Origin of the sequence: Bradyrhizobium sp. SZCCT0153 (assembly GCF_018129995.1) — a bacterium.
GTDB classification, from domain to species: domain Bacteria; phylum Pseudomonadota; class Alphaproteobacteria; order Rhizobiales; family Xanthobacteraceae; genus Bradyrhizobium; species Bradyrhizobium japonicum_G.
Genome location: NZ_JAFCKS010000001.1, coordinates 1542548 through 1568862 on the forward strand (window position 1 = coordinate 1542548; position 26315 = coordinate 1568862).

A 26315-nucleotide genomic window follows, 5' to 3' on the forward strand; every position below is an offset into this window, starting at 1 on the left:
GTGCCAAAGATGGTGCCTTTAGCCGGTGAGCGCGCATGACGGGCATTGCAGGCCCAGCGTGACGCGTTGCGGTGCTGCTTCCTCCTGGTCGATTATTGCTTCGTTGGGGATCAGATGCTCTGTGAGCGTTGTGGCGGTGACAATCCGGCGACCAATCGCTTCTGTCACGGCTGCGGTTCGGCTCTGCCGATGGCCTGCTCCGCCTGCAATCATCTCAGCCCGCCCGGCTCGGGTTTTTGCGGGGCCTGCGGCGCGGCCCTGAATGCCGCGAGCAGGCCAATTCCGGCAGTGGCGGGGCATTCCACCAGGCCGATTCGGGGCGAGCTGAAGCAGGTGACGGTGCTGTTCGCCGATCTCGTCAGCTCGACCGAGATCGTTGCCGGCCTAACCGCCGAAGATGCCATGCAGCGTCTCAAGCCCGCGCTCGATTCCATGTGCGATGGCGTGGAGCGGTTCGAAGGCACAGTGGTGCGAACTCTCGGCGATGGCATCCTCGCCTTCTTCGGCGCACCGCGCGCGCAGGAGGGCCACGCCCTGCTGGCGTGCGAGGCGGCGCTGGCGATCCGCGACGCGTTTCGTGCGCGCGATGATGCCATGTCGGTACGCATCGGGCTGCATTCCGGCGAGATCGTCGCGGATGCTCCGATCGTCGACACGGTCACCGAGCACGGCGCTTACGGGCTCACCATTCATCTCGCAAGCCGCCTGCCGGCCAAGGCGGAACCGGGTGAGATTTGCCTGACCGACGAGACTTACCGCCTGGTGCGCTCGTTCTGCGATGTCGGGCCGCTCGGCCGTCATCGCCTGCGCGGTGTGCCAGAGCCGATCGAACTGTATCTTCTCAAGAACCTCAAGCCGGCGGTCGCCAGCCAGCAATTCCGCGGCGTCGCCCTGGCGACGTTCCGCGGGCGCGAGCGTGAGATGGCTCTGCTGCAGCGGACCCTGGCGGCGGTGGAGACCGGCAGCTCGCGCGTCACCGGCATCGTCGGCCCGCCCGGGACCGGCAAGAGCCGGCTGTGCTACGAGTTCGCTGAATGGTGCCGCGCGCGTCACATTCCGGTGTTCGAGGCCCGGGCGCAGCCCTATGGCACGGCAACGCCGCTGCAGCCGGTGCTGGAGTTCTTGCGTTCGACCTATTTCAACGTCTCGCCGGACGACGAGCCCGATCTGGCGGTGAAGCAGATCGCCACGCGCCTCGCCGAGCTCGGCTCGACCTTCGAGGCGGACCTCTGGCTGGTCTGCGATTTCCTCGGCATCAGGCACGGCCAGGGCCCACCCTCCTGGCTCGGTCCGCGCGCCCGCAACGTTCGTCTGCTGGATATCGTCCGGCACATGATTCGCCAGCGCGGCGCGTCGGCGTCGGTGATCATCATCGAGGACCTGCATTGGCTTGATCAGGCGAGCGAGGAATTCGTCGCAACGCTCGTCGACGCGGTGATCTCGACCAAGACGGTCCTGATCGTGAATTTCCGGCCGGCCTATTTCGCGCCCTGGATGAGCGGTCCGCTGTACCAGCAGATCGAGCTCGCCGAGCTCTCGCCGACGGATACGGACGATCTCGTCAACGAGCTGCTCGGGCCGGGGGACGAGCTTCTCGACGTACGGCGGCGCGTCGCCGAGCGCAGCGGCGGCAATCCGTTCTTCGCCGAGGAACTGATTCGTTCCCTGGTCGAGCATCTGGCCATCGTCGGCGAGCAGGGCGGCTACCGGCGCGGCATCTCCGGTGTCTCCGACGTGCTGCCGCCGACCGTGCAGGCCGTGATCGGCGCGCGGATTGATCGGCTGGCGCCCGGCGATCGCGACCTCCTGCACACGGCGGCGATCATCGGCAAGGAGTTTCAGCTCGCGGTCCTGCAGAGCGTCGCCAACCTGCCCGCCGCTGAACTCGAGGCGACGCTGGCCCGGCTCTGTTCCGCCGAGATGCTCCAGGCGCGCAGCGGCGAGGACGGCCAGGGCTATAGCTTCCGTCATCCCCTGATCCAGGAGATCGCCTATTCGACCCAGCTCCGCGCGCGGCGCAGCCTTCTGCACGCGCGGGTGGCGCGCGCGATCGAGCAATTCTATCCGGAGCGGCTCGAGGAGTTCGCAGCGCTCCTGTCGCACCATTTCGAGCAGGCCGGCGAGGTCGACGCCGCCGCCGAATACGCCGCGCGCGCCGCGCGCTGGATCGGCTCGACCAGTCCGGCAGAAGCGATCCGGCATTGGCACAAGGTGCGCGCGCTGAAGGGGGGACAGAAGCGCAGTTCCGCGGGCGATGTGCTCAGGATCGCGGCCAGCAGCCAGATCGCCTGGCTAGGCTGGCGCGAGGGCATGACGTCGGAGGACGCAAGGCCCTTCATTCAGGAAGCGTTGGAATGGGCGCAGGAGATCGACGATTCCATGATCCCGCTCCTGCTGTTCGTCGAAGGACGGATCGCGGGCGCGAGCGGCGGGCAAGCCGATGCCTATGTCAACACCGTCAGGGAAGCCCTGGCGCTGACGGAATCGCGACAGCTCACCAGCCGCGCTGCGACGCTCAATGCCTCGCTCAGCCAGGCCTATGGCTGGGCCGGCCTTTTGCGCGAAGCCCTGACGGCGAGTGATGCGGCGCTCGCCGGTGTCCCCGGCATCACCGAGTTCGAGCACCAGTTCCTTGGCTACAATGTCGAGCACTGGATCCTCGGCTTGCGCGGCCGAATTCTCGTTCGTCTCGCCCGTTTCGACGAGGCGCGGCGGTGCTTCGATCGCATTCTCGCCATCGATCCGACGCTGATCGATCCGACGGTGCAGTTCATCGCGCATCTTGGGCATGTCGATCTCGCCTGGTGCCTTGGCGATTCCGCGATGGCCTCCACCCATGCATGGCGCGTGATCGAACTGGCGACGCGCCAAGCCAGTCCGTATTTGCGCGCCTATTCGCTGGCCTGCATCGGCACGGCGCAGGGCATCGCGCAGAACTATCAGGCCGCGATCCTGTCGTTGACGGAGGGCGTCGAGTTCGTGCGCGCGGCGCGCGTCGCCATGGAAATCGAACCGGAAATGCTTGCAAGCATCGCCGACTATCAGCTTCGTTCGGGCGCCCACGCCGCGGCCATCGACAAGGCGCGGGAAGCGATCGCGGTGGCGCAGGAACGGCACGCCCGGCTGCCGGAATGCCGCGCCACCATCGCGCTCGCCGCCGCGCTGGCGGCGAGCAACAACCTGGATCACCTCGGCGAGGTGGCCGTCCTCGTCGATCGGGCCGAGGCCTTGATCGAGCTGACGGGGGCGGGCATCTACCGGCGGCTGCTGGAGGAGACGCGACGACGGCTGTCGGTCGGTGCGTGAAGGCTAGACTTTCCGCACGATGAGCGTGAACTCCATCAATCCATAGCCGTCGTGCACCTCGGCAGTGGCATTGAACCGGCTGGCGCAGTAGCGCGCCCAGGATGCGGTGTCGGTGGTGTAGAGGCCGCGGCGGGCGGGCGCACCTGGCGGCCGCTTCATGAAATTGACGCCGAAGCCGCGCCTGGTGGTGCGATGGAGGTCATCGAAGCTCGCCGCGATGAACTGCTCCCAGTCGTGCTGCGGCTGATCCTGCGCGACGTTGAAAATACCGCTGGCGACCGCGTAGTCGGCTATCCGGGGGCTGTTATGGCCAAGAGCGAAGGCGGTGTTGCCGCGGTCCCGCCACAGCCGCCGCGCCCGCCGAACCATCGCATCCGACACGTCGATGCCGAGATAGTCCACCGCGCACCCGCCATGCCGGCGGCCGAGATAGGCGATCAGCGCGCCATAGCCGCAACCGAGATCGTTCAGCGAGAAGGGCGATGCGAAGTCGCACAATTTCAGGAGCTGGACGAAGCGCATCTCCTGCGTGGCCTGGCAGGTCCAGTCGACACCGTTCGGTGTCGCGCCGAAGCGTGCGACCTTCGCCGAATAATAGGCGGCGATGCCGCTGTAGATCCGGGTCAGGTCTCCGGCGCCCGGAGAGGCTGGCTCCCTTGCGACAACGGCGGCGCGCATCGGCCCGCCTATTTCTTCGGCTTCTTCTTGCCCTTGCCCTTGTCCTTGCTTCCAGGCGGGACCTTGGGCGCCATCGGCACCGAGATCGTGAGATAGGTTCGCTCGATGTAGAAGATCGGGTTGTCCTCGCGAACCACGACCCGCAGTCCGTAGCCGCCGGTATCGCGGGAATCATGGGCCTTCATGAAGCAAGGCAGCGGCGACTTGCGCGCAAAGTTCTTGATCAATGCGTTCACGATGCGCTGGTCGCCTGTTTCGCCGTCCTGGTCCGATGGAACCTTGGCCAGCCAGGCCAGCACGCTGTACCACCGGTTCTTTGCACGGTTGTTGTTCAGGCCGCCCAATCCGAGCAGCTTTGCGCTCTCGACGAACGGCCGTCCTTGCTGGAAGATTTCGAATTCGTCCTGCAGGGCCTTGATTTCGGACACGCCCCCGGCGGTCAGTTCGAGATCTGTCTGCTCGGGACCAAACCTCAAATTGAAGAGATCGAAAAGCGGACCGATATAGATATCGTCCTCGGCCATCAACGCGCCCATACCACTCTCCCTGACAATTGCAGTTGGGTTATTGGATCGGGAAGCCAGCAATGGGGATATTGAACCTTGGTCCCGGACAAATTGCAAGGAAGCGGGAGGGGTGTCGGCCTACTTCTTCCGCTCAACGCGCTTTCTGCCCCTCCAGTGTCAACCCATCCACAGCGGCGCGGCACGCATTGCGACCGCACAGCGGGTGGCGGCGGGGCTGCTCGGCATCACGGCGCTCTGCATGGGTGCGGCGCGCTACCTTTGAAGACGAGCTAGACTAGCTCGCCTGCTTCCTCGACGCCGCGAACACGCCCGAGAGCACCAGCGCGAAGCCGATGAAGTGGAACGCCTGCGGGTGCTCGCCGAGGAAGACCATTGCCATGATCGAGCCGAACACCGGCACCACATGGAAGAACGGCGCGGCGCGGTTGGCGCCGATCAGCCGGACGCCGCGATTGAAGCAGAGATAGGCGAGCGTCGAGGGGAACACGGCGACATAGAACAGGGTGAGCAGGTTGGGCCCGTCGAGCTTCATCACGGGACGCGCGTAGAGTTCCCAGATCTCCAGCGGGATGAGACAGGCGGCGCCGGCGCCGAAGGTGAAGGCAAGGAACGACAGGCCGTGCATCGGCGGGCGCTTCAGGCTCAGCACCGAATAGAGTGCGAAGATCAGCAGCGCGACGATGAAGATGAGGTCGCCCTTGTTGAAGTCGATCTTCGACAGGGTGGTGAAATCGCCGTGCAGGAGAATCGTCAGCACGCCGCACATCGACAGCAGCACACCAAAACTCTGCGCGCCCGTGAGCCTGATGCCGAGGATGACCAGCGACCACAGCGCCACGAGCAGCGGCGCGGCCGACTGCAGCAGCAATGTATTGAGCGCCTGGGTATGCTCCAGCGCCCAATATTGCAGCGTGTTGAAGGCGCCGATGCCGGTGATCGAGAGCGTCACCATCAGGCCGAGCCTGCTGCGGATGGCGGGCCAGTCCTGCGCAAGATGTTTCCAGGCGAACGGCAGCACCAGCAGGAAAGCGAATAACCAGCGCAGGAAGGAGAGCGTCACCGGCGGGATATGGCCGGCGGCGAGCCGCCCGACGATGGCGTTGCCGGCCCAGCACAGCGCGGTGATGCTGAGCAGGAGGTAGGGCTGGTTGGCGATCCAGTTGTGGCCGGATGTCTCCGCGCGCGTGGTCTGGCCGGTGGCGGACATTGTGATCGTTATGGCCCCGCGTCATGCGCCGAGGCCCCGGCCCGGCGATGTCCGGGCCGGCTCATAGCCCGGCCAGCTCAAAGACACGGAAATCTGCCTGATATCAATGGGGCACGACGCATCGCGTCCATGCGCACGAGCGGCGGCGGGAACCGGCGACCGTTCATCGCTTCCGCAACGCGCGGATCGCAAGCGGCTTCAACAGCTCGGCACAGGCGAGATAGACCACGACCAGCAGCGCGACGCCGGCCATCATCATCGGTGGCGGTGCAACAAAGCCGAACCAGGCGCCGACCGGCGTAAACGGTACGATCATCGCGACCAGCAAGGCGATCAGCGAGGAGGCCGACAGCACGGGATCGGGCCAGTTGCGCCAGGGGCGGCCGTTGGTGCGGATGATGAAGATGACCAGGATCTGGGTCGCCATGGATTCGATGAACCAGGCGGTGCGGAATTCGTCCGGTGAAGCCTTGAACAGATAGAGCAGGGCGCCAAAAGTCAGGAAGTCGAACACCGACGACAGCGGCCCCATGATCGCGGCGAAGCGCGCCAGCCGCCTCATGCTCCACACCTGCGGCTGCGCGGTCGCCTGGCGCGAGACCTGGTCGAAGGGAATGCCGAGCTCGGAGAGATCGTAAAGCAGATTGTTGAGCAGGATCTGCGTCGGCAGCATCGGCAGGAACGGCAGCGCCATCGAGGCGATCGCCATCGACAGCATGTTGCCGAAATTCGAGCTCGCGCCCATGCGGACATATTTCAGGATGTTGGCGAAGGTGCGCCTTCCTTCCTCGACGCCGTCGGCCACCACTTCGAGGTCGGAGGCGAGCAGGATGATGTCGGCGGCAGCCTGGGCCACGCCGGTCGCACCCTCGACCGACAGGCCGATATCGGCGACTTTCAGCGCCGGTGCGTCGTTGATGCCGTCGCCGAGGAAGCCGACCACCGCGCCGCTTGCCTGCAGCGCCTTCACGATGCGCGACTTCTGGTCGGGCGCGAGCCGGCCGAAAGCGTCGGCCGATTGCACCTGCACGGCCAGCGCATCGTCGCTGAGCTCGGCGATGTCGGCGCCCGACAGCACGCGCTCGGCATTCAGCCCGACCAGGCCGGCGAGCCGTTTCACCACCACGGGATCGTCACCCGACAGGACCTTCAGGCGGACGCCGCCCGCCGCGAGCCGGGCAATGGCTGCTGCAGCCGTCGGCTTCGGCGGGTCGGCGAAGGCGCAAAGGCCATCGAAGACGAGTCCGGTCTCGTCCTCGGTCTCGACCTCGCGGGTTGCGCCGGTCCAGGGACGCGAGGCGATGGCGACGCAGCGCAGGCCTTCGCTCGCGAGCTGATGCACGCGCGCCAGTGCAGCGGCTCGCGCGTTGCCATCCATCACGCCGCTGCGCTGCGTCGTGCACAATTCGAGCACCGCCTCGGGCGCGCCCTTGACGATGAGCAGTGCGCCTTCAGGACCGGTCGCGAGCACCGATCCCAGCCGCCGCGAAAAGTCGAACGCCTGCCTGCCGGCAAGCGTCCAGCCTTGCGCGGCATCCGGCTTGCCGGCAACCAGCGCCGCATCGAGCGAGCCGCGATCGCCGCCGAGTGCCGCGGCGATGGCGCCGAGCCGCGCGGCACGGGGATCGTCCTTGCCGTCGGCATCGAGGCTCTTGGCCAGCGTGATCTCGGCCGAGGTCAACGTGCCTGTCTTGTCAGTGCACAAAACGGTCATGGCGCCGAGGTCGTGGATCGCGGCGAGGCGCTTGACGATCACCTTGCGGCCGGCCATGCGCAATGCGCCGCGCGACAGCGTCACCGTGGTGATCATCGGCAGCAGTTCCGGCGTCAGCCCGACCGCGAGCGCGACGGCGAACAACAGCGAGTCCATCACCGGGCGGCCGAACACCACGCGGACGGTGAGCACGATCAGCACCAGCGCGAGCGTGGCGCGCGCGATCACAAGTCCGAATTCGCGCAAGTCGCGTTCGAACGGCGAGGGCGTCTGGGCCTCTGCCAATGCAGACGCCGCCGCCCCGAACACGGTGTCGCGCCCGGTGTACACGACGAGCGCAATCGCCTCGCCGGTCTGGGCCACCGCGCCGCGAAACAGCGCATTCGACGTATCGTCGGGATCGGCGCATGGTCCGGCGCGTTTCTGTACCGGGTAAGGCTCGCCGGTGAGCGCCGCCTCGCCGGCGGTGAAGGCGGTGCTCTGAAGGATCAGCGCATCCGCCGGGATGATGTCGCCGGCACGAACGCGCAGGATATCGCCGGGGACGACCTGCTCGACGTCGATCTGGCCGAACGCGCCGCCGCGCTTGACCTCGGCCTTCAGCGCCACCGATCGTCGGAGGATATCCGCAGCCCGGACCGCGTGGCCTTCCTGGATGGTGTCGAGCCCGATCGAGAGCGTCAGGATCAGGACGATGATGAGACCGCCGATCTCGTCGCCGGTGAGCATCGAGACGATGCCGGCAAGCAGCAGGATCAGAGACAAGGGCTCCAGCAGCCGGCGCAGGATCGCGTGCATCGCACCTTCGGTGCGGGGCGGCGCGTCGCTGTTCGGCCCGAAGCGCCTGGCGCGCTCGGAGGCGTCCGCCGCAGCCAAGCCTGTGAGTCCGCAGCCCAGTCGCTTGCAAAGCTGGTCAGGTGAAAGGCGCCAGAAATGGTTGTCGGCGTGCGCTGGACTGTCCGGCAAGGCGAGGCTCCCGCTTCATGGCGTCTCGTTGGAGGCAGATGCCTCGAAATTCGGGGTAGCCTGTTGACCTGCCGCAATCTGGGATGCCGGGGGGCGGGCTAGCTTTGCCGGCAATCAAGCCCGGCCTTCGCCAGGGCGACAATCGAAATCGAGATAAGGACGAATCCGCCGGCCGGTTCGGCGGGATTCGGATGGCGTTTCATGGTCGAGCACGCAATGGTTCTGCCGCAGCACAAGAGCCGGTTCTCTGTCGCGGCGTTGTGGTCGGGATTTCTCGGTCACAAATGGTTCATTCTCGCGGTCGTCGTTCTGCTGGGCTTTGCGGCCTGGCAAAGCGTGCGTGCGGTCCTCGGGCCAGCCGTCGTGGTCGATCCGGTCAAGAGCGGCCGCCTGGTCGAGACGGTGGTGGCGAGCGGCCATGTCGAGACGCCGTTCCGGGTCGAGATCGGCAGCCAGCTCACCGGCACGGTGCAGGATGTGCTGGTGCAGCAAGGTGAAAAGGTCACCAAGGGCCAGCCCCTGATCTCGCTGGAAGCGCGCGAACTGAAAGCCAGCGTGGTGCAGGCGCAAGGCGCGGTGGCCCAGGCCGAAGCGCGCATCAGGCAGCTCGAGGAATTGACGTTGCCTTCGGCCAACGAGGCGTTGACGCAGGCCAAGGCGACCCTGCGCAACGCCCAGCAGACCTACGACCGTACCGCGCAGCTCGAACACAACGGCTATGCCACGCGCGCCGCGCTCGACGATGCGCAGAAGACCCTCGACGTCGCCCGCGCCCAGATGCGCTCGGCGGAATTCCAGGTCTATACCGCAAGTCCCGGCGGCAGCGACTACGTGATGGCGCAGACCCTGCTGAACCAGGCTCGCGCCAATCTCGACACCGCCGAATCCCGCCTCGGCTACGCGACGATCGCCGCGCCCCGCGACGGCGTCCTGATCACGCGCAGCGTCGAGCGCGGCACCGTGGTGCAGCCCGGCAAGGCGCTCCTCGTGCTCGCGCCGGCCGGCGACGCCCAGCTCGTGATGCAGATTGACGAGCGTAATCTCGGCAAGATCGCGCTCGGGCAGAAGGCGATCGCCTCGGCCGACGCCTATCCGGATCGGCGCTTCGCCGCCGTGATCACCTACATCAATCCCGGCGTCGACATTTCGCGCGCATCGGTCGAGGTGAAGCTGACGGTCGCCGACGCGCCGGACTATCTGCGCCAGGACATGACCGTCTCGGTCGATATCGAGGTCGCCGCCCGGGACGATGCGCTGATCCTGCCGTTGCGCTCGGTGCACGACGTCCTGTCGGCCAACCCCTGGGTGCTCGGCATCAAGGACGGTCGCGCCGGCCGGCGCCCGGTGAAGATCGGCCTGCACGGCAACAGCCATATCGAGATCGTCGACGGCCTCGCCGCCGGCGACGTCGCGATTCCGCAGAGTTCCGGCGTCCTGACCGGGCAGCGCGTACGGCCTGTCCTGCAATGAACCATTGGCTGCCGATCGAGTGGACCATGGCGGTGCGCTTCCTGCGCGAAGGCCGGCTCCAGACCATCTTCATCATCGGCGGCATATCGATCGGCGTCGGCGTCATCGTCTTCATGTCGGCCATGCTGGCGGGGCTCCAGGCGAACTTCATCAAACGTGTGCTGACGTCGCAGCCGCAGATCCAGCTGCTCGCGCCGGATCAGATCGCGCGCCCGCTGCGCAACGGTCCGGGCGAGATCGAGGATCCGGCGGTGCAGCGTCCGAGCCAGCGGGTGATCTCGATCGATCAATGGCCGAAGATCAGGAACCAGATGCAGGCGATGCCCGAGGTGGTCGCGGTATCGCCGACGATTCTCGGCTCGGTGCTCGCGATCCGCGGCGACGCCAGCCGCTCGGTGAATCTGTCGGGCATCGAGCCGGACTCCTACTTCAAGATCGTCAAGGTGCCCGACTATATCGTCGCCGGCGAGCCCCGCCTGACCAGCGAGGACGTCATCGTCGGCATCGAGCTCGCGAGGGAGCTGGGCGCGAGCGTCGGCGACAAGCTCAACATTCGCGCCGCGTCCGGCGCCACACGCGTGCTCACGATCTCCGGTCTCGTCGACCTCGGCAACAAGAGCGCCAACCAGCGCATCTGCTATGCGGCACTGCGCACCGCGCAATCGCTGCTCGGCATGATCGGCGGCATCACCACCATCGACATCACGGTCAACGACATCTACGCGGCCGAGAACATCGCCCAGCGCATCCAGGCCGCCAACGTGGTCGAAGCCGACAGCTGGATCAAGACCAACGCGCAGTTCTTCAGCGCAGTACAGGCCCAGCAGAACACCAACACCCTGATCCGCCTGTTTGTCGGGCTCTCGGTCGCATTCGGCATCGCGGCCGTGCTGGTCGTCTCGGTGATCCAGCGCTCCAAGGATATCGGTATCCTGCGCGCGATGGGGACGTCACGCGGCCAGGTCCTGCGGGTGTTCCTGATCCAGGGCGGGCTGCTCGGCTTCGTCGGCTCGCTGTTCGGTGCCGCGATGGGCGCCTTCGCGCTGGTCTATTGGCATTCGGTCGCGCGCCAGGCCGACGGCACCGAATTGTTTCCGCTGATCCTGGAGCGAAGCCTGTTCGCGTACACGGCGCTGCTCGCCACCGTCACGGGCCTGCTGGCCGCGATGGCCCCGGCGGTGCGCGCCGCCAAGCTCGATCCGGTGGTGGCGATCCGTGGCTAGCGTAATCCTGAAGCTCGAACGGGTGTGCAAGGCCTACAATGTCGGTCTGCCGACGGAGACCGAGGTGCTGCACGACATCGACCTCGAACTCAATCATGGCGAGTTCCTGGCGCTGATCGGCCCGTCCGGCTCCGGCAAGAGCACACTGCTCAACATCGTCGGCCTGCTCGACCGGCCGACCTCGGGCCGGCTGCTGATCAAGGGCCAGGACACGGCTGTCCTCGGCGATACCGAGGTCACGCATCTGCGCGGCCACACCATCGGCTTCGTGTTCCAGCACCACCTGCTGATCTCGGCCTTCACGGCACGGGAGAACGTCATGATGCCGATGCTGGCAGACCGCGGGTATCCGTCTGCGGAGATCGAGGCGCGGGCGGACCGGCTGCTGGCGCAAGTGGGTCTGGAGAAATTCGCCGGCAACCTCGCCAACAACATGTCGGGCGGCCAGCAACAGCGCGTGGCAGTGGCGCGCGCGCTCGCCATGAGCCCCGACCTCGTTCTGGCGGACGAGCCGACCGGCAATCTCGACACCAGATCGGCCGATGCCGTGTTCGAGCTGATGCGGCAGGTCAACCGCGACAGCGGCACGAGCTTCCTGCTGGTGACCCATAATATGGATCTGGCCCGGCGCTGCGACCGCATCATCGAAGTGGTCGACGGCCGCATCCGGGCCTAACGTCGTAGAGCCCGTCTGACAAAGCGGATTTTTAGGGGATATCAAGGGCTTGGATAGGGCATTGGGCCCCGAAAAAGCCCCGTTCTTGCTTGCTTACAGAGGCCGCATCCTTTATCCGGGTGGCTGCCTCGCGTTGGAGCGGCCCCGGCCGTGATTGGGCTGGGCGCATCTAACAGATTGCATAGGGATTACCCGCGAATGGCCAATGTTGTCGTCGTCGGCGCCCAGTGGGGCGACGAAGGAAAGGGCAAGATCGTCGACTGGTTGTCGGAGCAGGCGGACATCGTCGTCCGCTTCCAGGGCGGCCATAACGCCGGCCATACCCTGGTGATCAACGGCAAGACCTACAAGCTCGCGCTGCTGCCGTCCGGCGTGCTGCGCGACCAGAAGCTGTCGGTGATCGGCAACGGCGTCGTGTTCGATCCCGCCGCCTTCCTCGACGAGGTCACCAAGCTGCGGTCGCAGGGCGTCGCGGTCAGCCCGGACAATCTGCGGGTCGCCGAGAACGTCACCCTGATCCTGCCGCTGCACCGTGAACTCGATGCCTTGCGCGAGTCCTCCAACGCGGCGACCGCGATCGGCACCACCCGCCGCGGCATCGGCCCGGCCTACGAGGACAAGGTCGGCCGCCGCGCCATTCGCCTGATGGACCTCGCCGATCTCGACACCCTCCCGCACAAGATCGACCGGCTGCTGGCGCATCACAACGCTTTGCGCCGCGGCCTCAATCTGCCGGAGTTCGACGGCAAGGAGATCCTGAAGGAGTTGACCGCGTTCGCGCCGCAATTGCTGCCCTATGCCGAGACGGTGTGGCGGCTGCTCGATATCAAGCGCCGCGAAGGCAAGCGCATGCTGTTCGAAGGCGCGCAGGGCGCGCTGCTCGACGTCGATCACGGCACCTATCCTTACGTCACCTCGTCGAACACTGTGGCGGCGCAGGCCGCGACCGGCTCGGGCCTTGGCCCCGGCGCGGTCGGCTATGTGCTCGGCCTGTGCAAGGCCTATACGACCCGCGTCGGCCAGGGCCCGTTCCCGACCGAGCAGGACAACGAGACCGGCCGCAAGATCGGCGAGCGCGGCCGCGAGTTCGGCACCAATACCGGGCGTCCGCGCCGCTGCGGCTGGTTCGATGCGGTTCTGGTCCGCCAGGCGGTCCGGACCTGCGGCATCAACGGTCTGGCGCTGACCAAGCTCGACATCCTCGACGGCTTTGACACGATAGAGGTCTGCACCGGCTATCGGCTCGACGGCAAGGAGATCGATCATTTCCCGGCCGGCGAGGGGGCCCAGGCCCGGGTCGAGCCGATCTACGAAACCATCGAGGGCTGGAAGGAGCCGACCGCGGGTGCGAGGTCCTGGGCTCAGTTGCCGGCCCAGGCCATCAAATATGTCCGCCGGATCGAGGAATTGGTGGGCTGCCCGGTGGCGCTGCTTTCCACCAGCCCCGAACGCGAGGATACTATCCTGGTGCAAAATCCGTTCGAGGCTTAACGATATCTTACCGGGACGTGCGCTAGTTGAGTTGAAATGGCTGATTATTATCCGCTGATCGCCCGCGCTATTGCCGCCCTGGACCCCAACGCTCCCGGCGAAAGCCGTCGCGCGCTCTATGAGCGGGCGCGCACGGCGCTGATCGCACAGCTGCGCAGCGTGCAGCCGCCGCTCTCCGAATCCGAGATCACCCGCGAACGGCTGTCGCTGGAAGAGGCCGTCCGCAAGGTCGAATCGGAAGCTGCCCAGCGTGCCCGCGAAGCCTCGCGCCCCGGTGGCGGCACGCGCAGCGGCGGCAGTGGCGATGCCTTCCGCCGTGCCAGCACCCGCGCCGCCGATGGCAACTCGCCCGCCGCCCAAACCGCTGCCCCGCCACGCGCCCGTCCGGCCCCGCCGCCGCCGCGCGCCGACCGGCCGTCCTTCAACGTCGATGACCAGGGCGATGCCCAGCGTCCGCCGCGCGCCCCCCGTTTCGACGCGCCGCGCCAGCCGGGTCCTTCGGCCCCGCCGCCGATGCCCGAGCCGCCGGCGCCTGCCGGACGTGATCGCGCCGGTGGGCGCCGTTCCCCGGACATGGGATCCGCGCCGCCGCCTGCACCGGGTGTGCGCGGCTTCCGCGACATCACGGCCGACGCCAACGATCTCGGCGGTGCCGCCGCGCAGGCCAACCGTGCCGCGCGCCGCACCTACGCCAACGTGCCCTCGCCCTCGCCGGAATTCGACCGGCTCGAGCCGAGCCTGGAGAATCGCGCCGCCGGGGTGGACGCGCCGTATTCCTACGACGAATCGATCGAGGAGGCCGAGCGCTACGCGCCGCAGTCGCAGCCGCCGCGTCCGCACATTCCGGTTCTCGACCGCGATCCCAAGAAGAAGCGCGCCCGCACCGGCTCCGTGTTTCCGTTCAAGAGCGCGATCGCCGTCGGCATCGTGCTGATCCTGGTCGGCGCCGGCATCCTCTGGGGCAAGCAGCTGGTCCAGACCGCGAGCGGCCTGCTCAAGTCCTCGCCGACGCAGGTCGTGGAAGCGCCGAAGGATACGTCCCAGCCGCAGAGCAAGCCGAAGATTCCGGATCGCGTCGGCCAGCCTTCGGCCAGCGACCAGCCGATCGCGCCGGTGGCGCAGAAGGTCGTGCTCTATGACGAGGATCCGTCCGATCCGAAGGGCAAGCAATATGTCGGCTCGGTGGTGTGGCGGCTCGAGCCGATCAAGGCCTCGGGCGCCCAGAAGGCCGACGTCGCCGTGCGCGCCGACATCGAGATTCCCGACCGAAAGTTCAAGATGACGATGTCGTTCCGCCGCAACACCGATTCGTCGCTCCCGGCGAGCCACACCGCGGAGCTGACCTTCATCCTGCCGCAGGATTTTCCGGGCGGCAGCGTCTCCAACGTGCCGGGCATCCTGATGAAGTCGAACGAGCAGGCCCGCGGCACCCCGCTCGCAGGGCTCGCGGTCAAGGTCACCGACGGCTTCTTCCTGGTCGGCCTCTCCAATGTCGACGCCGACCGCAGCCGCAACGTTCAGCTCCTGAAGGAGCGCTCCTGGTTCGACGTGCCCCTGGTCTACGCCAACCAGCGCCGCGCCATCATCGCCATCGAGAAGGGCGCTCCCGGCGAGCGCGCCTTCAACGACGCGTTCGCGCAGTGGGGCGACTAGGGTAGCTGATGTTCACCTCTCCTTCCGGAGAGGTGAACTGACCTCTCGACGATCCAACCGAAATTGAACCGCGCCTATTGTGCAGCCGCTTCCCGCTTGCGCGATGTTGCTGCGGCTGCGTGCTCACGGTCCATCACGGCGCGGCAGCCGGGGCTGACCTGCGCCTTTTTCTGCACCATGCACGACCGGATCCTCGGGATGTCGGGGATCTCGCTGGAGCACAGCCGCATCGCGTCGCCCGAGCACATCTGCTGCGCTTCGGACGAGAAGGCCTGGCCGGGTGATGTCTGGAGGGTGATGGCGGCGGTGGCGACGGCGAAGAGAGTTGCGATTGTCTGGTAGCGTGTCATGCGGAATGCGTCCCCGAGTTCCGTGGGCTTGAGCCACTTGGTTTTTGGGGCGCCGCACGCGGCTTGATCTGCCGCATGTTACAGCCTTCACGCCGGGAACATTAATCCCGCATGTGGTCGCTCGATCTCTCGTGATGTTCGAATCGAAAAGTGCTGCGCCGCCCGAGCGAAGTATGCGCCATTGTCACGCAGCTGCAATGGCAAGCCAAAAGGATTTCCCGATTGTTGCGCGCACGTCACGCACAATGCGGGCGCGCGCGATCAGGTCAAACGATCGGAGGATACGCTCGCTTGTTCGGCGTCGCTCGCGCCAAGCGCCGCGGGATGCTCCTCGACCGCCGTCACGCCCTTGGCCGTGAGCTCGAACAGGTCGCCGTCCTTCGTCACATAGCCGTCGGCGATCAATTGTCCCACCTTGCCTTGCCGATCGTCGGCGAAGGCGACCGATTGGCTGATGTCCCTGAGGATCGAAAGCTGTTCGTCGCGCAACATGGATTCACTCTCCGTTCACCGGGAATGGTTCCGGTCCTCACATGCCGTAACTCTGGAACACCTTGCTGCACGACTTCGACAGTTTGGCCCGGTTGGCCTGCAGACAGCCCTGCACCGCGCCGTCATTGCCGAGGTCCTTGCGGCAGAACCGCGAAGCGTCCCGCGAACAGGCCTGCTGTTCCTGCGGCGAGCCCATATGGCCTTGTGCGAGAGCAGGCGCGTCCGACAGGCCGCTCAGGGCTGCCAACGCGATCGTCGCCAGGAGAAATTTGCAGGCCATCGGCGGCTCCAATCTGACAAAATGGATATTCAGGTCCTGTCTGAACTCGTCGCCTTGCCGCTTGTTCCCCCGGGGGCAGAGCGCGTCCCCGCTATTCAAGGTTCCCGCGGCGCTGCTATAACACTGGGGAAAGGTGAGGGTGCTCGATGAAACGCTATCTGGTGTTTGCAATGGTGGGCCCGTTCGTGGGCGGGTTTCTGCTGCTGCTGACGACGACCTATCAATCCGGCTATTGGGCCCAGACCAATCTCGCCGAGGTCGGCAAGCTGTTCGCCGTGTTCTTCAAATCCCTGCAGTACAGCTATCTGTTCGGCTTCCTGCCGTCGCTGATGATCGGCGCGGTCGACGACATCCTGGTGCACATTCGCCGGATCGGCCCTGTGCTGCGGATGCTGCTGGTCGGCCTGTTCGCCTTCGTCCTGGCCTCGCTGACCTACAGCTCGCGCGGACCGGATTCGGGCGCCGTGCAGTTCATCCTGTACGGCCTCGTCGGCTTCGTGCCGGCCGTGATTTCATCCTGGCTCGTCCATCGATATGTCGAGGAGCCGCAGCCGGTGGCCGCGCCGACCTGAGCGCGCGACGTTCGCCCGCACACTGCAACCTCGGCGGCCTATCGGCGTTTCCTCCAGGCGATGACCATGCCCGACGACGACATTCTTGCTCCGCGCAGGCCTCCTTCGGGAGGCGGCTCGCGCGCGTCTTCTGCGCGCACCGGAGCGCGCGGGCCGATCATCGATCAGGAGGGCCACGAGATCCGGCCCGAAACGCTGGAGCAGGGTTTCCGCGAATTTCGCTTCGAATTCGGTCAAGGGAGCCCGTTCGGCAATCTGACGCGCGAGCAGCGGATCGCGCGGCTCGAGGCGATCGCAAAGCTGCTCGACGTCGCCTTCATCCTGCCCGGCACCAACATCCGCTACGGCATCGACGGGCTGATCGGGCTGATCCCCGTCGTCGGCGACATCATCACCACCGCGATCTCGCTGTGGCTGGTTCGCGAGGCCCGCGCCCTGGGTGCGCCCTGGTACATCACCGCGCGCATGCTCGGCAACGTGGCCGTCGACGGCGTGGTCGGCATGGTCCCGCTCGCGGGCGATGCCTTCGACGTCATGTTCCGCGCCAACATGCGCAACGTGCGGCTACTCCGGCGCTGGCTCGACAAGCAGCCGCGGATCTGAGCTCCCCCGGAAACGCGAAAAGCGCGACGGCCCTTCGGACATCGCGCTTTCAACGCACATCGCAATGCTTGCGAAACTTAAGGCTTGCGAAAACTTACGCCGCGTCGGCGTCGGTGGTCGCTTCCACCGGCTTGGGGCGGCGGGGCAGCGGGAAGGCTTCGCTCTCATACAGCGAGCGGATGCCGTTCTGGTCGAAGCGCGCTTCCTCGACCTGCAGATAGGCGCCGTTCAGCGAATCCGTCGGCAACTGCTCCATCGCGAACTGCACGGCCTCGGCCGCGGTGCCGAACCGGCGATAGGTGAAGCCTGCGCGCTTCTTCTTGCGGATCGCGGCGGGGAAGAGTTCGGCGGAGGTGTTGAAGTTGAACGGACGCAGTGGACGCATGGTCAAAGACCTCGTGATCTTGTCTGGGGCTTTAAGCGCGTGGGGTTTTGACGGGCTGCGGCCACGATCGGGTGGGCCCGCCGCTCATGTCATTTTCGCCCTCTAATATAGGCCGATTTGACAAAATTGCGACCCCCGCGATGGGAGATGATGAATCCGCGCATGGCAGCCCCGCAAGAGAAATAAACCAAGTAAATTCAATGTCTTATTTGGTTTACAACTTGCCGAGCAGCAGCAGGACGACCAGCACCACCAGCACGAGGCCGCCGATCCCCATGCCGGAATGGCCCATGCCATAGCCATAGCCGCCGACCCGGCCGGACATGCCGCCCAGAAGATAAATGATCACCAGGATGATCAGGATGGTCCCGAGCGACATGGCATCCTCCTTCGCGGCCGCAGCACCGCGATGATCGGCCGCACCGCCACAGAAGGAAAGCACATCGCGGCGCCGGGTTCCATGGCGGAACCCGGCGCCGCGCAGCGTTTATTTCGGCTCGAGCTTCAACGCCGCCGAGTTGATGCAGTAGCGCAGGCCGGTCGGCCCGGGACCGTCAGGGAAGACGTGGCCGAGATGGCCGCTGCACTTGGAGCACAGCACCTCGGTGCGGATCATGCCGTGGCTGACGTCCCGCTCCTCGTCGACATGGCTCTCGACGGCGGGCTGGGTGAAGCTCGGCCAGCCGCAGCCGGAATCGAACTTGGCATCGGACTCGAACAGCACGTTGCCGCAGCCGGCGCAGACATAGGTGCCGGCACGGTGGTCATGCTCGTACTCGCCGGAGAAGGGACGCTCGGTCGCCTTCTCGCGCAGCACGGCATACTGCATCGGCGACAATTCCTGCCGCCACTGCTCTTCGCTCTTGAGGACCTTGTCGTCCGTGGGTTTCGTCCTGGTGTCGGGCATGGGTCTCCCGTTTTTTCGGTGATCTCGTTTTCAGTGATCTTGTTCAGTGATCTTGCGATCAGTTGGTGGCCTTGCTGGCGCTCACCAGCGTCGGCTTCTCGATGTAGTTATCCGCGAACAGCTTTTTCAAGTTCTCGACCTTCGGGAGGTCGTTATAGGCGATGTAGGGCTGGTTCGGGTGCAGCGTCAGATAGTCCTGGTGATAGGCCTCCGCCGGATAGAACGCCTCGAGCGCCCCGACCTTGGTCACGATCGGCTTGCCGAAGACCTTGGCGCCGTTGAGCTGGGCGATATAGGCCTCGGCCACCTTCTTCTGCTCGTCGGAGGTGGTGAAGATCGCCGAGCGATATTGCGTGCCGCTATCGGGGCCCTGGCGGTTGAGCTGGGTCGGGTCGTGCGCCACCGAGAAGTAGATCTGGAGGATCTTTCCGTAACTGATCTTCTTCGGGTCGTACTTGATCTCGACCGACTCGGCGTGGCCGGTCCGGCCGCTCGAAACGGTCTGGTAATCGGCGGTCGCCTTGGTGCCGCCGGCATAACCGGAGACCGCGTTGACGACCCCGGCGGCGTGCTGGAACACGCCCTGCACGCCCCAGAAGCAGCCGCCGGCGATCACGGCAGTCTGGATTCCGGTTGCGGGTGCTGAATCCACGGCGGGAGCCGGGATCACGACCGCATCCTCTGCGGCCCGGGACGGCATGGTGTAAGCCAGCGCCAAAGCTGTGGTTGCGGCGGCGGCGAGCAAGGACAGGAGGGCGGGGCGGCGCATGGTGGATCCTCTTTCGGAAGGCCTGCAGTCTAAGGCGGTTGGAGCCGGGCGAACAGCCTGCCCGGCATTTTCAGACATCTGAGATACGGGCCGGCCGGGCCATTGTTACGGCCTGACGGACACGGGTCCGTGAAGAAGGCCGCTCAGGACAGCGCGGCTTTGCGAGGCGGGGAACTCCGCGCTAGATGAACCGGCGCGATCGATGATCGACCTAGAAATGTGATGGCTGGAGCTGGTCCGAGAAACATGCTGCGCGTCGTATCCCTGACCCTCGTCGTCATGTTCGCCATGCTGGCCGCCTGGAGCCCGATCGCGGCCGCCGATCCGCAAGCCGGCGACGACCTCGCCACCTGCCATGACCGCCAGGCGGAGACCAAGGCCCGCGCGACGGCCTGCGACAACCTGCTCAACGCCGACCGAGTCACCGGCAAGGACAAGGGCATCGCGCTCTCCGTGCGCGGCAATACGCTGATCAACAAGCGCGACTACGTCCACGCGATCGAGACCCTGTCCATGGCCGTCGACCTCGATCCCGACAATGTCGTGACGGTCAACCTGCGCGGCCTCGCCTATGAGCGGACCGGCCAGGACGACCTCGCGATGGCGGACTACAACCTCGCGCTCCAGAAGCGCCCGACCTACGGTGTCCCCTACAACAACCGCGGCGTCATTCATCTGCGCAGGAACGCGCTGCAAAGCGCACTCGACGATTTCAACCTGTCGATCAGGTACGCGCCAAAATTCCTGCTCGGCTGGACCAACCGCGCCCGCGTGCGCACCCTGATGAAGGACTATGACGGCGCGATCGCGGATTTTGCAGAAGCCGAAAGGATCGATCCGAACGCGCCGCAGATCGCCGGCAACCGCTGCATCACCTACGGCATGATGGGCAGGTTCGATCAGGCCTTCGCCGACTGCGACGGCTTGATCCAGAAGCAGCCGAAGAACCAGTACGCGCTCAACAATCGGGGCGAAGTCAACCTCATGAAGGGTGACTTCGATGCCGCGTTGAAGGACTACAACACGGTCATTCAGCTCAACCCGAACAGTGTGCGCGCCCATTCCGGCCGCGGCCAGATCTACGAGCGCAAGCACGATCTCGGCCAGGCGCGCGCCGACTATCGCGCCGCGGCCTATTCGCTGACGAAGTTCGACGAGCTCGACGTCGCGCGCGCACGCGCCAGGGCGCAGGAGCGGCTCGCCGCGCTGACGCCGCAGGCGCCGGCCGGGTCCACCGGGCGCCGCGTGGCGCTGGTGATCGGCAACGGCGCCTACAAGAACGTCCATGCGCTGCCCAATCCGCCGCGCGATTCGAAACTGATCGCGAGCGTGCTGCACGATCTCGGCTTCCAGACCGTGATGTCGACCAGCGACCTGACCCGCGACAAGTTCTTCCAGGCCTTGCAGGCCTTTGCGGCGGAAGCGGAGAAGGCGGATTGGGCCATGGTCTACTATGCCGGACACGGTTTCGAGATCGGCGGCGTCAACTATCTGGTGCCGGTCGACGCCAAGCTTTCGGCCGACAAGGACGCCGAGACCGAAGCCGTGGCGCTGGAGCAGGTGATCGCGGCCGTCGGTGCCGCGCGAAAAGTCCGCCTCGTGGTGCTGGACGCCTGCCGCGACAATCCGTTCGCGCCGACCATGCAGCGCACGCTGTCGCTGAAGCTGGTCGACAAGGGCTTTTCCAACATCGAGCCCGGCGCGGGCTTCATGGTGGTCTACGCCGCCAAGCACGGCGAGACTGCGATGGACGGCGACGGCAGCGCCAACAGTCCCTTCGCCACCGCGCTCGCCCGCGACGTCAAGGAGCCCCGCGTCGAGATCAGAAAACTGTTCGACATCGTTCGCGACGACGTCTGGGCCGCGACCAGGCACGGCCAGCAGCCGTTCACCTACGGCTCGCCGCCGGGGCGCGAGGATTTCTATTTCGTCGCGGGGAAGTGAGGGCTGCGTCGGGATGCGAAAGCCGTGCGTCTCAAAAAGGGTGGGCACGGTGCCTTGCGCATTTGCCCACCCTGCGCCACCGGCGTGTCACACCACGATGCTCAGCCTTTTCGCCGCCCGCGTGATGCCGGTGTACAGCCACCGCGCCCTCGACTCCTGGAACGCAAAGCTCTCGTCGAACAGCACGACGTCGTCCCATTGCGAGCCCTGCGATTTGTGCACGGTCAGGACGTAGCCGTAGTCGAACTCGTCATAGGGCTTGCGCTGCTCCCAGGCGATCGCCTCGACGCCGCCTTCGAAGCAGTCGGCACGCACCGAGACCTTCGTCACCTTGTGCCCGAGATCCTCGTCGGGTGACAGCCGCATGCTGAGGATGCGCGATTTCGAGCGCGAGGTGTTGCGCGATTTCACGCGCCACAGGCCGCCGTTGAACAGGCCCTTCTTGCGGTTGTTGCGCAGGCACACCAGCTTGTCGCCGGCGACCGGGAAGACGTCCTCGATGTTCTGCCGCTGACGCACCCGCATGTTGTACGCGCGCCTTGTGTTGTTGCGGCCGACCAGGACCTGGTCGGCGCCCATGACGCGATCGGGATCGAGCTCCTTGCGCGACACCACCTCGCTCTCGCCATAGCGGCCGATGTCGAGCTCGCGCCCTTCGCGGACGTCCATCGACATCCGCACGATCGGATCGTCCTGGGCCTGGCGGTGCACCTCGGTCAGCATCGCGTCGGGCTCGGTGTTGGTGAAGAAGCCGCCGCCCTGGATCGGCGGCAGCTGGGCGGGATCGCCCAGCACCAGCAGCGGGCAGTCGAACGACATCAGGTCGCGGCCGAGTTCGGCGTCGACCATCGAGCATTCGTCGATCACGATCAGCTTGGCTTTGGATGCCGGCGCGTCGTCCCACAGCTCGAAGCTCGGCTGCTCCTCGCCGGATTCACGGGCGCGGTAGATCAGGGAGTGGATGGTGGAGGCCTCGTCGCAGCCCTTGTTGCGCATGACGAGCGCCGCCTTGCCGGTGAAGGCGGCGAATTTCACCTCGCCGTCGACGCCCTCGGCAATGTGCCGCGCCAGCGTGGTCTTGCCGGTGCCGGCAAAGCCGAACAGCCGGAACACCGGCGGCGTGCCGGCCCGGCCCGGTTTTGCCTTGAGCCAGTCGCCAACGGCCTTGAGCGCGGCGTCCTGATGCGGGGTGAAAGTGGCCATGTCTGTCTTGAGGAGGGGGGCGAAACGGAGCGATTCGCCATCCCCAAAACTAACCATTCGCCCCGCTGGTTCAAGCGCGGGGCCATCGCATTTCAAGGCCGTTGTTCGCGGCCCATCCTTCGAGACGCCCGCCTTTTTGCGGGCCCTCAGGATGAGGGCGGAGTGCGCGGCGGCAGTTTCGGCAGGCGAGGTGCCGCCTAGCCTCATCCAGAGCAGACCGCAAAGCGGTCGTCTCGAAGGACGAGGCGCGCGCTCAACGGATCGCCCCTACTGCCAGCCGGGAACGCCGCGCATGTCGGGCAGATGGTGGGCGATGCCCTTGTGGCAGTCGATGCAGGTCTTTTCCTTGGTGAACAGGAAGCGCTGGTGCGCCACCGAGGCCCGCGGCGACTGCTTGGTGATGTCCATGGAATCGGCGCTGTGGCAGTTGCGGCATTCCAGCGAATCGTTGGCTTTGAAGCGCGCCCATTCATGCGCGGCGAGCTCGAGTCGGTGGTCCTGGAATTTCTCGCGGGTGTCGATCGTGCCGAAAAGCTTGCCCCAGACCTCCTTGGAGGCCTGCATCTTGCGCGCGATCTTGTCGGTCCAGTTGTGCGGCACGTGGCAGTCCGGGCAGGTCGCGCGCACGCCGGAGCGGTTGGAGAAGTGGATGGTCGACTTCAGCTCGGCGAAGACGTTGTCCTTCATCTCGTGGCAGCCGGTGCAGAACTTCTCGGTATTGGTCAATTCCAGCGCGGTGTTGAAGCCGCCCCAGAAGATCACGCCGGCCGCAAAGCCCGCCAGCACCAGCACGCCGAGCCCGAACACCGAGCTCGGCCGGATCAGCACCTGCCAGAGCTCCAGCGCGAAATCCCGGCAGCGCGGGATGAAGCCGCGCTTGGCTTTTGGCTCGTCAGCAGTCGTCGTCATCGCCGGCCACCCGGACTTGCACGCGACAGCAAGGTGTCGATATCCGTAAAATCGTTGCTGACGGGCGGCGTGGCGGTGTTCTGCGGCACGTGGCATTCCGTGCAGAAGAAGCGGCGCGGCGAGATCGAGGCCAGGAACTGGCCGTCGCGGTCCATGAAATGCGTGATCGAGACCATCGGCGCCTGCGATTCGGCGATCCGTGCCCGCGCGTGGCAGGACAGGCATTTGTTGCCGTTGAGGTCGATCTGGTAGCCGTCGATCGTATGCGGGATCACCGGCGGCTGCTCCGGATAGTTGCGAACCTCTCGCTCGGACGTGTTTCGGTTCGGCAGCATCGGAGGCGCCGGACCCTCTTCATTGAGCGGGGTCGGACCGCGCAGGCCCGATGTCACCGTCTGCGCGGTCAGCGAGCTCGCGCCTGCGGCGACCGCGACCGCGAGCAGGGCGATTGCAAATCGTTTCATCATGACAGGTTCACCCGCTCGATGCGCACGGCGCATTTCTTGTAGTCGGTTTGCAGCGAGATCGGATCGGTGGCGTCGAGCGTCACCTTGTTGATCAGCTTGGATTCGTCGAACCACGGCACGAACACCAGCCCGCGCGGCGGCCGGTCGCGGCCGCGCGTCTCGACCCGGACGCGGATGAAGCCGCGGCGGGAGACCACCTTCACCTCGTCGCCGCGGCGGATCTTCGCTTCCTGCGCGTCGTCGGGATGCATGAAGCACACGGCCTCGGGGAAGGCCTTGTAGAGCTCGGGCACCCGGCGCGTCATGGTGCCGGAATGCCAGTGCTCGAGCACGCGGCCGGTCGAGAGCCAGAACGGATATTCGTTGTCGGGCGATTCCGCCGCCGGCTCGTAGGGCAGGGCGAAGATGCGCGCCTTGCCGTCGGGATAGCCGTAGAACTGCACGTCGGTGCCTTGCTTGACATAGGGGTCGCTGCCTTCGCGGAAACGCCATTTGGTTTCCTGGCCGTTGACGACAGGCCAGCGCAGCCCGCGTTCGCGGTGATAGGTGTCGAACGGCGCGAGGTCGTGGCCGTGGCCGCGGCCGAAGGCGGCGTATTCCTCGAACAGGCCCTTGTGGACGTAGAAGCCGAACGCCTTGGACTCGTCGTTGAGATAACCCTGCTCGATGTCGGAGACCGGGAACTTGTCGACCTGACCGTTCTTGTAGAGCACGTCGAACAGCGTCTTGCCGCGTACGTCCGGCTTCTTGGCGATCAGCTCCTCGGGCCAGACCTCCTCGATCTTGAAGCGCTTGGAGAATTCCATGAGCTGCCAGAGATCGGACTTCGACTCGCCCGGGGCAGCGACGAGCTGATGCCAGAACTGCGTACGCCGCTCGGCATTGCCATAGGCGCCTTCCTTCTCCACCCACATCGCGGTCGGCAGGATCAGGTCGGCCGCGAGCGCGGTGACCGACGGATAGGCATCCGAGACCACGATGAAATTGTCGGGGTTGCGGAAGCCCGGGTAGGTCTCCTCGTTGGCGTTGGGACCGGCCTGGAGGTTGTTGTTGACCTGGACCCAATAGGCGTTGATCAGGCCGTCCTTCAGCATCCGGCTTTGCAGCACGGCGTGGGCGCCGGGCTTGTCGGGAATGGTGCCCTCCGGGAGCAGCCAGATCTGCTCGGCCTTGGTGCGGTGCTCCTTGTTGGTCACGACCATGTCCGCCGGCAGGCGGTGCGAGAAGGTGCCGACCTCGCGCGCGGTGCCGCAGGCCGAAGGCTGGCCGGTCAGCGAGAACGGGCTGTTGCCGGGCGAGGAGATCTTTCCGGTCAGAAGGTGGATGTTGTAGACGAGGTTGTTGCACCAGACGCCGCGGGTGTGCTGGTTGAATCCCATGGTCCAGAACGAGACCACCTTGGTCTTGGGGTCGGCATAGAGCTCGGCGAGCGCCTCCAGCCGGTTCAGCGGCACGCCGGACATTTCGGCCGCCTTCTCCAGCGAGTACTCCGACACGAACTTTGCGTACTCGTCGTAGCTCATCTCGGTGGAATCGTTGGCCTTGGCCGCGCCTGTCGCCTTCTTCTGCAGCGGATGCTCGGGCCTCAAGCCATAACCGATGTCGGTCTGGCCGCGCCTGAAGATGGTATGCGCGGCAACGAAGTCCTTGTTGACCCGGCCGGTCTTGATGATGTGGTTGGCGATCGCGTTCAGCAGATAGAGATCGGTCTGCGGCTTGAAGATCATGCCGATGTCGGCGAGGTCGAACGAGCGGTGCTCGAAGGTCGAGAGCACGGCGACGCGGACATGCGGCGCGGACAGCCGGCGGTCGGCGAGGCGCGTCCACAGGATCGGATGCATCTCCGCCATGTTGGAGCCCCACAGCACGAAGGCGTCGGTGGCCTCGATGTCGTCATAGCAGCCGGCCGGCTCGTCGATGCCGAAGGTGCGCATCATGCCGGCGACGGCGGAGGCCATGCAGTGGCGCGCATTGGGGTCGATGTTGTTGGTGCGGAAGCCGGCCTTGAACAGCTTCACGGCCGCATAGCCCTCCCAGACCGTCCACTGACCGGAGCCGAACATGGCGACGCCGTTCGGCCCGCGCTTCTTGATCGCCTCCTTCCACTTCACCTCCATGATGTCGAAGGCTTCGGTCCAGCTGATGGGCGTGAATTCGCCGTTCTTGTCGTACTTGCCGTTCGTCTTGCGCAGCATCGGCTGCGTCAGGCGGTCGTGGCCGTACATGATCTTGGAGAGGAAGTAGCCCTTGACGCAGTTGAGGCCGCGGTTGACCTCGGCCTTGGTGTCGCCGTGGGTGGCGACGACGCGGTTGTCCTTGGTCGCGACCATCACCGAGCAGCCGGTGCCGCAGAAGCGGCAGGCGGCCTTGTCCCATTTCAGTTCGGCGACGTCGCGATCAGTGACGAGGTTCGCGGCGAGCGCCGGGACTGGCATGCCCGCGGCGGCGGCCGCGATCGCGGCGGCCTCCAGCTTCAGCATCTGGCGGCGGTCGAGCTTTGGTGATGTCATGATGGCTCTTCCT

24 protein-coding genes are annotated in these 26315 nt (G+C 65.9%); 9 read left to right on the plus strand and 15 right to left on the minus strand.

From position 1 onward, the window contains the following. Window positions 1–114 precede the first annotated feature (114 nt). Window positions 115–3306, plus strand: coding sequence for an adenylate/guanylate cyclase domain-containing protein (locus JQ572_RS07445; protein WP_211382287.1), 3192 nt, complete (start codon window positions 115–117; stop codon window positions 3304–3306). Window positions 3307–3309: 3 nt separating this feature from the next. On the opposite strand, the gene JQ572_RS07450 is transcribed toward JQ572_RS07445, so the two are convergent. The 4 genes from JQ572_RS07450 to mgtA all read right to left on the minus strand — a co-directional run bounded on the left by JQ572_RS07450 (window position 3310) and on the right by mgtA (window position 8398). Then, a complete protein-coding gene (locus JQ572_RS07450; RefSeq protein WP_211382288.1) occupies window positions 3310–3984 on the minus strand; it encodes a class I SAM-dependent methyltransferase in 675 nt (224 codons plus the stop codon). 8 nt (window positions 3985–3992) lie between these two features. Then, on the minus strand, window positions 3993–4520 hold the full coding sequence (locus JQ572_RS07455; RefSeq protein WP_211382289.1) for a hypothetical protein: 528 nt from the start codon (window positions 4518–4520) through the stop codon (window positions 3993–3995). Between the two features lie 265 nt (window positions 4521–4785). Further along, window positions 4786–5718: a DMT family transporter gene (locus JQ572_RS07460; RefSeq protein WP_211382290.1), complete on the minus strand. Its 933-nt coding sequence runs from the start codon at window positions 5716–5718 to the stop codon at window positions 4786–4788. A 163-nt stretch (window positions 5719–5881) separates the two neighbouring features. Next, window positions 5882–8398, minus strand: a complete 2517-nt coding sequence (gene mgtA, locus JQ572_RS07465; RefSeq protein ID WP_211382291.1) for a magnesium-translocating P-type ATPase — start codon at window positions 8396–8398, stop codon at window positions 5882–5884. 201 nt (window positions 8399–8599) lie between these two features. Between mgtA and JQ572_RS07470 the strand changes: the two genes are divergently transcribed. The 5 genes from JQ572_RS07470 to JQ572_RS07490 all read left to right on the plus strand — a co-directional run bounded on the left by JQ572_RS07470 (window position 8600) and on the right by JQ572_RS07490 (window position 14911). Next, window positions 8600–9868 (plus strand): efflux RND transporter periplasmic adaptor subunit, encoded by a 1269-nt coding sequence (locus JQ572_RS07470; RefSeq protein ID WP_211382292.1) that lies wholly within the window; start codon window positions 8600–8602, stop codon window positions 9866–9868. Next, window positions 9865–11091: an ABC transporter permease gene (locus JQ572_RS07475; RefSeq protein WP_211382293.1), complete on the plus strand. Its 1227-nt coding sequence runs from the start codon at window positions 9865–9867 to the stop codon at window positions 11089–11091. Before JQ572_RS07470 ends, JQ572_RS07475 begins: the two co-directional genes overlap by 4 nt. Further along, window positions 11084–11767, plus strand: coding sequence for an ABC transporter ATP-binding protein (locus JQ572_RS07480; protein ID WP_211382294.1), 684 nt, complete (start codon window positions 11084–11086; stop codon window positions 11765–11767). Before JQ572_RS07475 ends, JQ572_RS07480 begins: the two co-directional genes overlap by 8 nt. 198 nt (window positions 11768–11965) lie before the next feature. Then, on the plus strand, window positions 11966–13258 hold the full coding sequence (locus JQ572_RS07485) for an adenylosuccinate synthase (protein WP_211382295.1): 1293 nt from the start codon (window positions 11966–11968) through the stop codon (window positions 13256–13258). Window positions 13259–13294: 36 nt separating this feature from the next. After that, window positions 13295–14911: a hypothetical protein gene (locus JQ572_RS07490; protein ID WP_211382296.1), complete on the plus strand. Its 1617-nt coding sequence runs from the start codon at window positions 13295–13297 to the stop codon at window positions 14909–14911. A 74-nt stretch (window positions 14912–14985) separates the two neighbouring features. Here JQ572_RS07490 and JQ572_RS07495 read toward each other — a convergent pair whose 3' ends face one another. The 3 genes from JQ572_RS07495 to JQ572_RS07505 all read right to left on the minus strand — a co-directional run bounded on the left by JQ572_RS07495 (window position 14986) and on the right by JQ572_RS07505 (window position 16033). Next, window positions 14986–15261, minus strand: a complete 276-nt coding sequence (locus JQ572_RS07495) for a hypothetical protein (protein ID WP_211382297.1) — start codon at window positions 15259–15261, stop codon at window positions 14986–14988. Between the two features lie 261 nt (window positions 15262–15522). Continuing rightward, window positions 15523–15753 (minus strand): hypothetical protein, encoded by a 231-nt coding sequence (locus JQ572_RS07500; protein ID WP_211382298.1) that lies wholly within the window; start codon window positions 15751–15753, stop codon window positions 15523–15525. 37 nt (window positions 15754–15790) lie between these two features. Next, window positions 15791–16033, minus strand: coding sequence for a hypothetical protein (locus JQ572_RS07505; protein WP_211382299.1), 243 nt, complete (start codon window positions 16031–16033; stop codon window positions 15791–15793). Window positions 16034–16179: 146 nt separating this feature from the next. Between JQ572_RS07505 and JQ572_RS07510 the strand changes: the two genes are divergently transcribed. Continuing rightward, on the plus strand, window positions 16180–16605 hold the full coding sequence (locus tag JQ572_RS07510) for a DUF5413 family protein (protein WP_211382300.1): 426 nt from the start codon (window positions 16180–16182) through the stop codon (window positions 16603–16605). Window positions 16606–16665: 60 nt separating this feature from the next. Beyond that, on the plus strand, window positions 16666–17208 hold the full coding sequence (locus tag JQ572_RS07515) for a DUF4112 domain-containing protein (RefSeq protein WP_211382301.1): 543 nt from the start codon (window positions 16666–16668) through the stop codon (window positions 17206–17208). Window positions 17209–17302: 94 nt separating this feature from the next. Here the strand turns inward: JQ572_RS07515 and JQ572_RS07520 are convergent, their stop codons facing one another. The 4 genes from JQ572_RS07520 to msrA form a co-directional block, all read right to left on the minus strand. Then, window positions 17303–17593 (minus strand): hypothetical protein, encoded by a 291-nt coding sequence (locus JQ572_RS07520; protein WP_211382302.1) that lies wholly within the window; start codon window positions 17591–17593, stop codon window positions 17303–17305. 214 nt (window positions 17594–17807) lie between these two features. Next, a complete protein-coding gene (locus tag JQ572_RS07525; protein ID WP_211382303.1) occupies window positions 17808–17972 on the minus strand; it encodes a DUF3309 family protein in 165 nt (54 codons plus the stop codon). Between the two features lie 108 nt (window positions 17973–18080). Beyond that, window positions 18081–18500 carry a peptide-methionine (R)-S-oxide reductase MsrB gene (gene msrB / locus JQ572_RS07530; RefSeq protein WP_211382304.1) on the minus strand — a complete coding sequence of 140 codons (420 nt, stop codon included), beginning with the start codon at window positions 18498–18500 and terminating at the stop codon, window positions 18081–18083. A gap of 58 nt (window positions 18501–18558) precedes the next feature. Further along, window positions 18559–19269: a peptide-methionine (S)-S-oxide reductase MsrA gene (gene msrA / locus JQ572_RS07535; RefSeq protein ID WP_211382305.1), complete on the minus strand. Its 711-nt coding sequence runs from the start codon at window positions 19267–19269 to the stop codon at window positions 18559–18561. A gap of 246 nt (window positions 19270–19515) precedes the next feature. On the opposite strand from msrA, the gene JQ572_RS07540 reads away from it, so the two are divergent. Continuing rightward, a complete protein-coding gene (locus tag JQ572_RS07540; RefSeq protein ID WP_211382306.1) occupies window positions 19516–21213 on the plus strand; it encodes a caspase family protein in 1698 nt (565 codons plus the stop codon). 87 nt (window positions 21214–21300) lie between these two features. Here the strand turns inward: JQ572_RS07540 and JQ572_RS07545 are convergent, their stop codons facing one another. From JQ572_RS07545 to napA, 4 genes are all read right to left on the minus strand, one after another. Then, a complete protein-coding gene (locus JQ572_RS07545) occupies window positions 21301–22416 on the minus strand; it encodes an ATP-dependent DNA helicase (protein ID WP_211382307.1) in 1116 nt (371 codons plus the stop codon). Between the two features lie 267 nt (window positions 22417–22683). Continuing rightward, the gene (locus JQ572_RS07550; protein WP_211382308.1) at window positions 22684–23325 is read right to left on the minus strand and encodes a NapC/NirT family cytochrome c; all 642 of its coding nucleotides are present in this window, start codon (window positions 23323–23325) and stop codon (window positions 22684–22686) included. Beyond that, the gene (locus tag JQ572_RS07555; protein ID WP_211382309.1) at window positions 23322–23792 is read right to left on the minus strand and encodes a nitrate reductase cytochrome c-type subunit; all 471 of its coding nucleotides are present in this window, start codon (window positions 23790–23792) and stop codon (window positions 23322–23324) included. Before JQ572_RS07555 ends, JQ572_RS07550 begins: the two co-directional genes overlap by 4 nt. Beyond that, on the minus strand, window positions 23789–26302 hold the full coding sequence (napA, locus tag JQ572_RS07560; protein WP_211382310.1) for a nitrate reductase catalytic subunit NapA: 2514 nt from the start codon (window positions 26300–26302) through the stop codon (window positions 23789–23791). Before napA ends, JQ572_RS07555 begins: the two co-directional genes overlap by 4 nt. Between the last annotated feature and the right edge of the window lie 13 nt (window positions 26303–26315).